This is a genomic window from Streptomyces sp. NPDC001068 (assembly GCF_042897315.1).
GTDB lineage: Bacteria > Actinomycetota > Actinomycetes > Streptomycetales > Streptomycetaceae > Streptomyces.
On the sequence record NZ_JBIAYD010000017.1, the window covers coordinates 12877 to 25798 of the forward strand.

Consider the following 12922-nt stretch of genomic DNA (forward strand, 5'->3'; position numbering starts at 1 on the left):
TTCGCGGGCTGTCCCGGGCCGGGGCGCGCGGCCGGGGGTTCACACCTCCCGGTGGTCTCGTGGGGCCGGATGCGTCGTGCGGGGCTCCGGCCGTGACATCTCTGCGGAGTGTCGCGTTATGAACACTTACGCCCTATCCATCAAGATGTGCGCGAAATCATCATTTCGTGCGGGTCCGGCGGAGAGGGGTTCCAGGGTGAGCAGCGCATCGATGCCGCCGTACGACTTCGTGACCGTCCGGGGGCGTGGTTACCGCCCCGAGGAGGTCGACGCGTTCCTGGTGGCGCTCTCGCAGGACCGGGACGACGCGTGGGAGCGTGCCGCGCGGCTCACCGTGCTCGCCAAGGACATGGAGGCGGAGTTCGCGCAGGTCCGTGCCGTCCTGGAGCAGCTCCCGCCCCAGACGTACGAGGCGCTCGGGGACCGCGCGGCGCGGATCTTCCGGCTCGTGGTGGACGAGGCGGCGGCGCTGCGCGACAACGCCAGGCGGGCACTGACCGAAGGGGCCGTGGAGGCGCAGACGTGCGCGGAGAACGCGCGCTGCGCGGCCGGTGAGGAGGCGGACGCGCTGCGCGCGGACGCCGAGGAACGCGCCCGTCAGTTGCTGCTCGCCGCGCAGGCCGAGGCCGACGAGATCCGCATCGGTGCCCGGCTGGAGGTGAAGGAGGCGCGTGGCGAGGCCCTCGCGGCTCTGCGCGAGTTGCGCGAGCGCACCACCGGGATGATCTCCGAGCAGGCCAGGGAGCTCGCCGAGCGCTGGACCGAGGCGGAGCGCGAGGAGGTCGCGCGGGCCGCCGAGGCCGACGCGGAGTCCGCCGACCGGATCGCCCGCGCGGAGGCCGCGCTGGCCGAGGCGACGCGTGCCCTCGGCGAGGCGGAGGAGTGGCAGCACAGTTCCCAGGAGGCGGCGCGGGTGCGGGCCGAGGAGATCCTCGCGGAGGCGCGGGTCCGGGAGGAGCGCATCGCGCGGGACACCGAGCGGGTGCTGCGCGAGCACGGGGAGACCTGGGACGACGTACAGGCGCACATGGACCACATGCGCGACTCCCTCGTGTCCCTGACGGGGCGGGCGACGGCGGAGTAGCGCCTTTCCGGGCGCGGTCCGTCGCGCTCGCTCAGGTCTCCCGGCGTCCGGCGCCCGCCAGGATCCAGCCCTCGACGGCCTCGTACTGCCTGCGCTGTTCCGCCGCCCCGCGCCGGCCGGAGACGGCCGTCCCCAGCCAGCCCAGCAGGAAGCCGGCCGGGATGGAGACGATGCCGGTGGTGGTGAAGGGGAACCAGTTGAAGTCGGCGTGCGGGAAGGCGGCCCCCGGTGTGCCGGAGACCAGGTTGGTGCCGGGCATCAGGAGCAGCACGGTGAGGGTGCCGCCGAGGAGGGTGCACATCAGGCCGGTGCGGGTGTAGCGGCGCCAGAAGAGGCCGTAGACGAGCGCGGGGGCCAGCGCGGAGGCGCCCAGGCAGAAGGAGAGGGTGGCCAGGGGCTGCAGGCTGTGGTGCTGGACCAGGGTCGCCAGCAGGATGGTGGGGGCTCCGATGGCGACGGCGCTGATTCGGGCGAGTCTCATCTCGCGCCGGGCAGGCGGTTCCTGGGCGCGGGTCGCGAGGACGTCGTGGGCGAGGGAGTTGGCGCAGGCGAGGATCATGCCGGCGACGGAGGCGAGCAGGGTGAGGAAGAGCGCGGTGGTGACGGTGGTGAAGAGCAGGGTGCCCGCCGTCGACACGTCGGTTCCGAACGCGGCGCGTGAGCCGAGCAGGTAGGCGGTGTTGCCCTGCGGGTCGGCGGCGGTGATGGCGGTGCGGCCGACCAGGGCGGTGGCGCCGAAGCCGACGACGCCGATGATCAGGACGAACAGGGCGACGCACGAGACCGCCCAGGACATCGAGCGGCGGACCTGGCGGGCGCCGGCGGCCGCGTACATGCGCATGGTGACGTGCGGCAGGCAGGCGCCGCCGAGGACGATGGTCAGCTCCGAACTGATCATGTCCAGGCGGGGGTTGGGGCCGGCGGCGAACTGGAGGCCGGAGTGCAGGTAGGCGGGTCCCGCGCCGCTGCCCCGGGCCGCCGCGGTGAGCAGGGCGCCGGGGTCCCAGGCGAAGCGGTGCAGGATGAGCAGGGCGACCACGGTGCCGGAGCCGAGCAGTGTCACGATCTTCAGGATCTGGATGAGGGCGGTGCCCTTCATGCCGCCGATGGCCGCGTAGCTGATCATCAGCGCGCCGAGGCCGATGACGCAGCAGGTCTGCACGGACTGGTCGGAGAAGCCGAGGATGTACGCCATCAGCTGTCCGGCGCCCGCCAGTTGGACCAGCATCAGCGGTAACAGGGCGGCGACGGTCACCGCGCAGGCGGTGATCCGTACGCCCCGGCCGGGCATCCGGCGGGCCAGCGCGTCGCCCATGGTGAACCGGCCCGCGTTGCGCAGCGGTTCGGCCAGCAGGAACATCAGCAGCATCAGTGACAGTGCCGTGCTGAGGGCCAGGACGACGCCGTCGTAGCCGCACAGGGCGATCACGCCGCCGGTGCCGAGGACGGTGGCCGCGGAGATGTAGTCGCCGGCGATGGCCAGGCCGTTGCGCAGCGGGGAGAGCGAGCCGAAGCCGGTGTAGAACGCGTCGAGGTCGTCGCGGTCCGGGCCGGTCAGCACGCACAGCAGCAGGGTGAGGGTGGCGACGGCGGTGAAGGCGACCAGGGACATCGAGGACATGGACTGCGCGGAGTCGCTGAAGCCGGTCACCGTAGGGCTCCTCGCCGGGCGTCCAGTTCCGCGGTTCTGCGGATGCGGTCGGCTAGCGGGTCGACGCGGCGGCGCGCGCTGTGCTCGTACAGGGCGATCGCCAGCCAGGTGACGGGCAGTTGGACGACGGCCAGGAGGAGGCCTGCGGGTACGCCGTCGGTGACCGTGCTCGTCATCACGCCCGGGGCGAACGCGGACAGCAGCAGGAACAGGGTGAAGTAGCCGAGTGCGGTGAGGGTCGCGGTGCGCCGCTGGAGGCGGTAGGCGCCGCGCAGCATCCGCAGGTCGCTGTGGTGGCCGACCGGTGCCCGGTGCGGTACGTGGCGGGGGACGGGGGGCTGCGGCGGCCGTGGCTGCCAGGGGTAGGTGAGGTACGGCGGATCGTGCGGGGAGGGGTCCTGGGACATCCCGGTGCTCCTTGCGTGGCTCGGGTCCGTGGCGGCGGACCGCAGGGAGGGGAGGGAGCGGGGTCACGCACCCTACTCGCAAGTAGCCGGGGCTGCGGGGTTTTTCGCCAACTGGCCTGCCGGTATGCGCTTGCTGGTGGAGAGCCCGCCTGACCAGGGGTGTTACCCGCGTTAACCGTGGGGTGGGAGTCCGTTTCGGGGGCCGGGGCGACGCCGGGTCGGGACTCAGTCCTTGAGGACCGGGAAGCGTCGGGGTGCCAGGAACAGCAGGACCAGGAACGCCAGCGCGGCCGCGCACGCCGCTCCGAGATACACCGAGTGGACCGCGTCGGCGATCGCGTGGCGGGTGGACTCGGGGGCGGTCCCGTCGTCCAGCGCGCGCGTGACCGAGTCGAGGTCGCCGTCGCCGCCCAGACGGGCCGCGAGCACCCCGTTGGCGATCGCCCCGAACACCGAGGCGCCGATCGTCTGTCCGGTCTGCCGGCAGAAGAGCACCGACGCCGTGGTCGTGCCGCGTTCCTCCCAGCCCACCGTCGACTGCACGCCGACGATCAGCGGCAGCTGGAACAGGCCGAGCGCGCCGCCGAGGACGAGCATGAGCAGCGTCGGCTGCCACGCGGCGCCGGGGTAGGGCAGGAAGGGGAAGGCGAACAGGGTCAGCGTGGCCGCGCCGATGCCGAGCAGCGCGGTGTCGCGGAAGCCGATCCGCCGGTACACGTGCTGGCTGAGCGCCGCCGAGAGCGGCCAGCTCAGTGTCCACACCGACAGCACGAACCCGGCGGCGACCGGCGCGAGGCCGAGGACCGACTGGGCGTAGGTGGGCAGGAACACCGTGGGCGCCACCATCAGCAGGCCCAGCGCGCCGAGCGCGAGGTTGACCGCGGCGATCGTGCGGCGGCGCCACACCCAGCCCGGGATGATCGGTTCGGCGGCCCGGCGCTCGACCCACACCACGAGCCCCGCCAGCGCCAGCCCGGCGGCGAACAGCGCGCAGGACGGCGCGGACCACCACGCCCACGCCACCCCGCCCTGCACGAGCGCCGTCAGCAGGACGCCCCCGCACGCGAAGACCGCCAGCGCGCCGGCCCAGTCCACCCGCGGGCGGGTGCGCGGCGCGCGCGCCGGCTCGCGCAGGTGACGCACGATCAGCCACAGCGCGGCCGCGCCGATCGGCAGATTGAGCAGGAAGATCCACCGCCAGTCCGCGTAGGTGGCCAGCACCCCGCCGAGTCCCGGCCCGGCGACCGCGGACACCGCCCACACCGTGGACAGCCTGGACTGGATCCTCGGGCGTTCCTTCAGCGGGTAGAGGTCGGCGGCCAGGGTCTGCACGGTGCCCTGCAGCGCGCCTCCGCCGAGGCCCTGCACGATCCGGAACGCGATCAGCGCGGCCATGTTCCAGGCGGCCGCGCACAGCAGCGATCCCAGCAGGAACAGCACCGCCCCGGCGATCAGCACCGGCTTGCGGCCGAAGGTGTCGGAGAGCTTGCCGTACACCGGCAGCGTCACCGTCACCGCCAGCAGGTACCCGGAGAACAGCCAGGAGAAGACCGAGAACCCGCCGAGGTCGCCGACGATCTGCGGGACGGCGGTGGAGACGACGGTGGAGTCGAGCGCGGCCAGCGCCATCGCGAGCATCAGGGCGGCCACCACGGCCCCCCGGCGGCCCGTCCCGGTGTCCCGCCCGGCCGCGTGTATCGCGGGTTTCGTGTTCTCCACGCCGGATCCCCTCCCTTTGCGTTCCCCCTGCACCGATCTCGCCCGGCACAGCTTCCCATCCGCTCCGACCTGCCGGGAGTGCGCGTCCGCTTGACCCTCACGCGAGGGGAGGGAGGAGGCTGACCGCACCGGAGGGTGGAGCCGGACCCGGAGAAGGACTCCACCCGTCGGTGGACATCCCCTAGGGGGTCCTCCGTACTACGGCTCGGGGAGGGTTCGTACCGGCGGAGGAGGAGATGACACACCCGCCGTCCTTAACCTGGCTTTACGCCGCCGGGGGGCGGCTGACCGAACCGGCAAGGGTGGGGTTTACCCCCGGGAAAGACGGGGCTTCGCACCAGCGCGGAGCGACCCCGCCCACCGCGACACTCGTCGTCGTACCGAACACACCGCAGCAGGAGGCGGCACCACGCCGCCCGACCGCTGACCGACTTAGGAGACATACCGTGACATCGGCTGTGACCATTCCCAGGCACGGGGGTACTGGAGGGCGTACGGCCGTTGCCGCCCGGGCGCGGCAGGTCGTCAAGGCGTACGGGTCCGGGGAGACCCGGGTCGTCGCTCTCGACCACGTCGACGTGGACATCACGCGGGGGCAGTTCACCGCGATCATGGGCCCCTCGGGGTCCGGCAAGTCCACCCTGATGCACTGCCTCGCCGGACTCGACACCGTGACGAGCGGTCAGATCTTCCTGGACGAGACCGAGATAACCGGCCTGAAGGACAAGAAGCTCACGCAGCTGCGCCGGGACCGGATCGGGTTCATCTTCCAGGCCTTCAACCTGCTGCCGACGCTGAACGCGCTGGAGAACATCACGCTGCCCATGGACATCGCCGGGCGCAAGGCCGACCAGGAGTGGCTGCGGCGCGTGGTGGAGACCGTGGGGCTCGCGGACCGCCTCAAGCACCGGCCCACGCAGCTCTCCGGCGGCCAGCAGCAGCGCGTGGCCGTGGCCCGCGCCCTCGCCGCCCGCCCCGAGATCATCTTCGGTGACGAGCCGACCGGAAACCTCGACTCCCGCGCGGGCGCGGAGGTCCTCGGCTTCCTGCGCAGCTCCGTCACCGACCTGGGGCAGACGATCGTCATGGTCACGCACGACCCGGTGGCCGCCTCCTACGCGGACCGGGTGCTGTACCTGGCCGACGGCCGGATCGTGGACGAGATGTTCAAGCCGACCGCGGACACCGTCCTGGACCGCATGAAGGACTTCGACGCGCGGGGGCGTACGTCATGACCGTCATGAAGACCTCGATGCGCAACTTCTTCGCGCACAAGGGACGCATGGCCCTGTCCGCCGTGGCCGTGCTGCTGTCGGTGGCGTTCGTGTGCGGGACCCTGGTGTTCACCGACACGATGAACACGACCTTCGACAAGCTGTTCGCGGCGACCTCGTCCGACGTGACGGTCAGCGCCAAGGGCGCCTCCGACTCCGGTGAGACGACCTCCGAGAACGGCAGGCCGCCGGTCATGCCGGCCTCGGTGGTCACCAGGGTCCGGGCGGCGGACGGCGTCAAGGCGGCCGAGGGGACGGTCTTCTCGACGTCCGTGACCGTCGTCGACGCGAAGAAGGACAGCCTGTCGCCGTCCAGCGGCGCACCCACCATCGTGGGCAGCTGGAACTCCAACGACGCCCGCACCATGAAGATCACCTCCGGTGCGGCCCCGGCGAACCCCGGCCAGATCATGGTGGACGCCGACACCGCCGACAAGCACCACCTGAAGCTCGGCGACGAGATCGGCGTGATCAGCGCGGTCGGCACGCACACCGCGAAGATCTCCGGCATCGCCGACTTCACCGTCACCAACCCCGGTGCCGCCATCTTCTACCTGGACACGAGGACCGCGCAGCGCACGCTCGTCGGGAAGACCGGTGTCTTCACCAACGTCAACGTGACCGCCGCCACCGGTGTCACCGACGCCCGGCTGAAGAAGAACGTCATCGGCGAACTCGGCACCGGCTACCAGGTGCAGACCGCCAAGGAGACCGCCGACGCCAACCAGAAGGACGTCGAGGGCTTCATGAACGTCATGAGGTACGCGATGCTCGGATTCGCCGGGATCGCCTTCCTCGTCGGCATCTTCCTGATCATCAACACCTTCTCGATGCTGGTCGCCCAGCGCACCCGGGAGATCGGCCTGATGCGGGCCATCGGCTCCAGCCGCGGCCAGGTCAACCGGTCCGTGCTCGTCGAGGCCCTGCTGCTCGGATTCGTCGGCTCGGCCCTCGGCGTCGGCGCGGGCGTCGGCATCGCGGTCGGGCTGATGAAGCTCATGGGCTCCATGGGCATGCACCTGTCGACCAGCGATCTGACGGTCGCCTGGACGACCCCGGTGCTGGGCCTGGTCCTCGGAGTGGTCGTCACCGTCCTCGCCGCCTACCTGCCCGCACGGCGGGCCGGCAAGGTCTCCCCGATGGCCGCGCTGCGCGACGCCGGCGCCCCCGCCGACGCCCGGGCCGGTGTCGTACGGGCCCTGCTGGGCCTCGTGCTGACCGCCGGCGGCGGCTACGGCCTCTACCTGGCCGCCGAGGCCGACAAGGCGTCCCAGGGAGCCGCCTGGCTGGGCCTGGGCATCGTGCTCACGCTGATCGGGTTCGTCGTCATCGGCCCGCTGCTCGCCGGCGCGGTCGTACGGGTCCTGGGCGCCGTCCTGCTGCGGATGTTCGGCCCCGTGGGACGCATGGCCGAACGCAACGCGCTGCGCAACCCGCGCCGTACCGGTGCCACCGGCGCCGCCCTGATGATCGGCCTCGCGCTGGTCGCCTGCCTCTCGGTGGTCGGCTCCTCCATGGTCGCCTCCGCCACCGACCAGCTCGACAAGACCGTCGGCACGGACTTCATCATCCAGTCCGACAGCGGCCAGCGGCTCACCCCGCAGGCCGTCAAGGCGGTCAAGGACACCGCGGGCCTCGCGCGGGTCACCGAGTACCGGGTGACCACCGCCGACTACACCACCCCCGACGGCAAGACGCTCAAGGACACCGACATCACGGCGGCCGACCCGACGTACGCGACCGACCTGCGGACCAAGACCGTCGCCGGTGACCTCGAGGACGCCTACCTGCCCGACTCGATGTCCGTGCACGAGAAGTTCGCCAAGGCGCACGGCATCCACCTCGGCTCGAAGATCACCCTCAGGTTCAAGGAGGGGCGCACCGCCCACCTGACGGTCCGGGCGATCACCAGCAGCGACGGCCTCATCGACGCCGGCTCCAAGTACATGTCGATCGCCACCCTCGCCAAGTACGTGCCGGCCGACCGGATGCCCCTCGACGACCTGGTCTTCGCCACCGCCAAGGACGGGCAGCAGGACAGCGCCTACAAGTCCCTCAAGTCCGCGCTGCACGACTACCCGCAGTACACGGTGCGTGACCAGACCGACTACAAGCAGGCACTGAAGGACCAGATCGGGCAGCTCCTCAACCTGATCTACGGGCTGCTCGCCCTGGCGATCATCGTCGCGGTCCTCGGTGTCGTGAACACCCTGGCGCTGTCGGTGGTCGAGCGGACGAGGGAGATCGGCCTCATGCGGGCCATCGGCCTCTCCCGCCGCCAGCTGCGCCGGATGATCCGCATGGAGTCCGTGGTCATCGCCCTCTTCGGCGCCCTGCTGGGCCTGGGGCTGGGCATGGGCTGGGGCGCCACCGCCCAGAAGCTGCTCGCCCTGCAGGGCCTGAAGGTCCTGGAGATCCCCTGGCCGACGATCATCGGGGTCTTCGTCGGCTCGGCCTTCGTGGGCCTGTTCGCCGCGCTGATCCCGGCCTTCCGGGCGGGCCGCATGAACGTCCTGAAGGCGATCGCGACGGACTGAGCCGACGGACACGGAGGACCACCGCACACGGGGGTTGCGGGGGAACGCCCGGCGCCGGGAGACACCAGGTCTCCCGGCGCCGGGCGTGGCTTTGTCGCCGGGGGTGGCTCTGCTGTTCGAGCCCGGCTTCTCGATCGGCCGAGTCGGGTGGTGGGCGGGCATAGGCTTCGGGGGTCAGGGGGCGGAGCCCCCTGGTACGGCCACCGCGGCGCGGGGTGCCTCACCGGGCGGCGGAGGTTGTCCACAGCCCCGGCGCCCGCGCCCGCGTAGTCGTACGCTGGAGACCCCCCGGTCGCAGCCCGCGCCGGGCACTTCGCGTTGCCCACTCCCGACAAGCCCCCCGAAGAACCCCGAGCGAAAGCCGCCCTGAATGAGCCTGCACGGTCTGCTCGACGCCGTCGTCAAGGACGCCGCACTCGCCGAAGCGATCAAGGCGGCGGCGGACGGCAACCGCATGCACGTCGACATGGTCGGCCCTCCCGCGGCCCGCCCCTTCGCGATCGCCGCCCTGGCCCGCGAGACCGGCCGCACGGTGCTCGCGGTCACCGCCACCGGCCGCGAGGCCGAGGACCTGGCCGCCGCCCTGCGCACCCTGCTGCCGTCCGAGGGCGTGGTGGAGTACCCGTCCTGGGAGACGCTCCCGCACGAGCGGCTCAGCCCCCGCAGCGACACCGTCGGCCGGCGCCTGGCCGTGCTGCGCCGCCTCGCCCATCCGAGCCTCGACGATCCCGGGGCCGGCCCGGTCTCCGTCGTCGTCTCGCCCGTACGCTCCGTGCTCCAGCCGCAGGTCAAGGGCCTCGGTGACCTGGAGCCGGTGGCGCTGCGCACCGGGCAGAGCGCCGATCTGAACGAGGTCGTGGAAGCGCTCGCGGCCGCCGCCTACGCGCGCGTGGAGCTCGTCGAGAAGCGCGGCGAGTTCGCCGTACGCGGCGGCATCCTGGACGTCTTCCCGCCCACCGAGGAACACCCCCTGCGCGTGGAGTTCTGGGGCGACGACGTCGAGGAGATCCGCTACTTCAAGGTCGCCGACCAGCGCTCCCTGGAGGTCGCCGAGCACGGCCTGTGGGCGCCGCCCTGCCGCGAGCTGCTGCTCACCGAGGACGTCCGCGGGCGCGCGCGTGACCTCGCCGAACACCACCCGGAGCTCGGCGAACTGCTGAACAAGATCGCCGAGGGGATCGCGGTCGAGGGCATGGAGTCCCTCGCCCCGGTCCTCGTCGACGACATGGAGCTGCTGCTCGACGTGGTCCCCAAGGGCGCGATGGCCGTCGTCTGCGACCCGGAGCGGGTGCGTACCCGCGCCGCCGACCTGGTGGCCACCAGCCAGGAGTTCCTGCAGGCGTCCTGGGCGGCCACCGCGGGCGGCGGCGAGGCACCCATCGACGTCGGCGCGGCCTCCCTGTGGTCCATCGCGGACGTCCGCGACCGCGCCCGCGAGCTGGACATGATGTGGTGGTCGGTGTCGCCGTTCGCCGCCGACGAGGAGCTGTCCGCCGACACCCTCAAGCTCGGCATGCACGCCACCGAGACCTACCGCGGCGACACCGCGAAGGCCCTCGCCGACACCAAGGGCTGGCTGGCCGACGGCTGGCGCACGGTGTACGTGACCGAGGGCCACGGCACCGCCTCCCGCACCGTCGAGGTGCTCGGCGGCGAGGGCATCGCGGCCCGCCTGGACGTCGACCTGGGCGAGCTGAGCCCCTCGGTCGTGCACGTGTCCTGCGGTTCGATCGACTACGGCTTCGTCGACCCGGCGCTCAGACTCGCCGTGCTCACCGAGACCGACCTCTCCGGGCAGAAGGCGGCCGGCAAGGACGGCGCCCGGATGCCCGCCCGGCGCCGCAAGACCATCGACCCGCTCACCCTGGAACCCGGCGACTACATCGTCCACGAGCAGCACGGCGTCGGCCGCTACATCGAGATGGTGCAGCGCACCGTCCAGGGCGCCACCCGCGAGTACCTGGTCGTCGAGTACGCCCCCGCCAAGCGCGGCCAGCCCGGCGACCGGCTGTACATCCCGACCGACCAGCTGGAGCAGATCACCAAGTACGTCGGCGGCGAGGCGCCCACCCTGCACCGCCTCGGCGGCGCGGACTGGACGAAGACCAAGGCGCGCGCCAAGAAGGCCGTCAAGGAGATCGCCGCCGACCTCATCAAGCTGTACAGCGCGCGGATGGCGGCCCCGGGGCACGCGTTCGGCACGGACACCCCGTGGCAGCGCGAACTGGAGGACGCCTTCCCGTACGCGGAGACCCCCGACCAGCTGACCACCATCGCCGAGGTCAAGGACGACATGGAGAAGTCGATCCCCATGGATCGCCTGATCTGCGGCGACGTCGGCTACGGCAAGACCGAGATCGCGGTCAGGGCCGCCTTCAAGGCCGTCCAGGACGGCAAGCAGGTCGCCGTCCTGGTGCCCACCACCCTGCTGGTGCAGCAGCACTTCGGCACGTTCTCCGAGCGGTACTCGCAGTTCCCGGTCAGCGTGAAGGCGCTCTCCCGCTTCCAGACCGACACCGAGTCCAAGGCCACCCTGGAGGGGCTCAGGGAGGGCGCGGTCGACGTCGTCATCGGCACCCACCGGCTGTTCGCCTCGGAGACCAGGTTCAAGGACCTGGGTCTGGTCATCGTCGACGAGGAGCAGCGCTTCGGCGTCGAGCACAAGGAGCAGCTGAAGAAGCTGCGGGCCAACGTCGACGTGCTCACCATGTCGGCCACGCCCATCCCCCGCACCCTGGAGATGGCGGTCACCGGCATCCGCGAGATGTCCACGATCACCACACCCCCGGAGGAGCGGCACCCGGTGCTGACCTTCGTCGGGCCGTACGAGGAGAAGCAGATCGGCGCGGCCATCCGCCGTGAACTGCTGCGCGAGGGCCAGGTCTTCTACATCCACAACCGGGTCGAGTCGATCGACCGCGCGGCGGCCCGGCTCCGCGACATCGTCCCCGAGGCGCGGATCGCCACCGCCCACGGCCAGATGTCGGAGTCGGCGCTGGAGCAGGTCGTCGTCGACTTCTGGGAGAAGAAGTTCGACGTGCTGGTCTCCACGACGATCGTGGAGTCCGGCATCGACATCTCCAACGCCAACACCCTGATCGTCGAGCGCGGCGACACCTTCGGCCTGTCCCAGCTGCATCAGCTGCGCGGCCGCGTCGGCCGTGGCCGCGAGCGCGGGTACGCGTACTTCCTGTACCCGCCGGAGAAGCCGCTCACCGAGACCGCGCACGAACGGCTCGCGACCATCGCCCAGCACACCGAGATGGGCGCGGGCATGTACGTGGCGATGAAGGACCTGGAGATCCGCGGCGCCGGAAACCTGCTCGGCGGCGAGCAGTCCGGGCACATCGCGGGCGTCGGCTTCGACCTGTACGTGCGCATGGTCGGCGAGGCGGTCGCCGACTACCGGCGGCAGCTGGAGACCGGCGAGATCGAGGAGGAGCCGCCGCTCGAGGTCAAGATCGAGCTGCCCGTCGACGCGCACGTCCCGCACGACTACGCGCCCGGCGAGCGGCTGCGCCTGCAGGCCTACCGGGCCATCGCCTCCGCCAACTCGGAGGAGGACATCCGGGCGGTCCGCGAGGAACTCACCGACCGCTACGGCAAGTTGCCCGAGCCGGTGGAGAACCTGCTGCTCGTCGCCGGGCTGCGCATGCTCGCCCGCGCCTGCGAGGTCGGCGAGATCGTCCTGCAGGGCACCAACATCCGCTTCGCGCCGGTGGAGTTGCGCGAGTCGCAGGAGCTGCGGCTCAAGCGTCTGTACCCGGGGACGGTCATCAAGCCGGCCGCCCACCAGGTGCTGGTGCCGCGCCCGAAGACCGCGAAGGTGGGCGGCAAGCCGCTGGTGGGGCGCGAGCTGCTGAGCTGGGTCGGCGAGTTCCTGGCGTCGGTTCTGGGGTCGTAGGGCGTCCGGGCCGGGGCCTCGTGCGGCCCCGGCCCGGTGCACGGCGACAGCGCCGCCTTTTCTCGGCGCGTGGGCCGGCCTCGCCGGCACGAGAGGCCTCGCCGGCACGAGAGCCACGGCTTCGCCCACGCCTGCCTGCCCGATGCCCGATGCCCGCTGACCACGGCCGGCCGCCCGGCACCCGCCGTCGGCCGCCCGACACCCGCCCCCCGCCCGCCGCCACCGCCCGCCCGCCGTCGGCCGGTCGGCCCGCACCCGCTGTCGTCCGGTGGCACCTGCCTGCCGGTGCCGGTGCCGGTGACCGGTGTTCAGGCGGTGCCGGCCGGTGCCCGGCGGTTTGGCGGGC

Annotated in this window: 7 protein-coding genes; 4 read left to right on the top strand and 3 right to left on the bottom strand. The window is 72.0% G+C overall.

What is annotated here, in order from left to right; translation table 11 throughout:
• The first annotated feature begins 196 nt into the window (after positions 1 to 196).
• Positions 197 to 1084, top strand: a complete 888-nt coding sequence (locus ACFY3I_RS37510) for a cellulose-binding protein (RefSeq protein ID WP_365284542.1) — start codon at positions 197 to 199, stop codon at positions 1082 to 1084.
• A gap of 31 nt (positions 1085 to 1115) precedes the next feature.
• Here ACFY3I_RS37510 and ACFY3I_RS37515 read toward each other — a convergent pair whose 3' ends face one another.
• The 3 genes from ACFY3I_RS37515 to ACFY3I_RS37525 form a co-directional block, all read right to left on the bottom strand.
• The gene (locus tag ACFY3I_RS37515) at positions 1116 to 2735 is read right to left on the bottom strand and encodes a cation acetate symporter (RefSeq protein ID WP_390865455.1); all 1620 of its coding nucleotides are present in this window, start codon (positions 2733 to 2735) and stop codon (positions 1116 to 1118) included.
• On the bottom strand, positions 2732 to 3142 hold the full coding sequence (locus ACFY3I_RS37520) for a DUF485 domain-containing protein (protein WP_390865456.1): 411 nt from the start codon (positions 3140 to 3142) through the stop codon (positions 2732 to 2734). Before ACFY3I_RS37520 ends, ACFY3I_RS37515 begins: the two co-directional genes overlap by 4 nt.
• A 225-nt stretch (positions 3143 to 3367) precedes the next feature.
• Positions 3368 to 4861, bottom strand: a complete 1494-nt coding sequence (locus ACFY3I_RS37525) for an MFS transporter (protein ID WP_390865457.1) — start codon at positions 4859 to 4861, stop codon at positions 3368 to 3370.
• A gap of 446 nt (positions 4862 to 5307) precedes the next feature.
• On the opposite strand from ACFY3I_RS37525, the gene ACFY3I_RS37530 reads away from it, so the two are divergent.
• The 3 genes from ACFY3I_RS37530 (at position 5308) to mfd (ending at position 12576) form a co-directional block, all read left to right on the top strand.
• Positions 5308 to 6096 (top strand): ABC transporter ATP-binding protein, encoded by a 789-nt coding sequence (locus ACFY3I_RS37530; RefSeq protein WP_390865458.1) that lies wholly within the window; start codon positions 5308 to 5310, stop codon positions 6094 to 6096.
• On the top strand, positions 6093 to 8672 hold the full coding sequence (locus ACFY3I_RS37535; RefSeq protein WP_365284532.1) for an FtsX-like permease family protein: 2580 nt from the start codon (positions 6093 to 6095) through the stop codon (positions 8670 to 8672). The genes ACFY3I_RS37530 and ACFY3I_RS37535 overlap by 4 nt, the downstream gene beginning before the upstream one ends.
• A gap of 370 nt (positions 8673 to 9042) precedes the next feature.
• The gene (gene mfd / locus ACFY3I_RS37540; protein ID WP_390865459.1) at positions 9043 to 12576 is read left to right on the top strand and encodes a transcription-repair coupling factor; all 3534 of its coding nucleotides are present in this window, start codon (positions 9043 to 9045) and stop codon (positions 12574 to 12576) included.
• Positions 12577 to 12922 lie beyond the last annotated feature (346 nt).

Bases quoted from the DNA above. Each gene is read 5' to 3' on its own strand.
- mfd (WP_390865459.1), top strand. From the start codon at position 9,043: ATGAGCCTGCACGGTCTGCTCGACGCCGTCGTCAAGGACGCCGCACTC.
- ACFY3I_RS37535 (WP_365284532.1), top strand. From the start codon at position 6,093: ATGACCGTCATGAAGACCTCGATGCGCAACTTCTTCGCGCACAAGGGA.
- ACFY3I_RS37520 (WP_390865456.1), bottom strand. From the start codon at position 3,142: ATGTCCCAGGACCCCTCCCCGCACGATCCGCCGTACCTCACCTACCCC.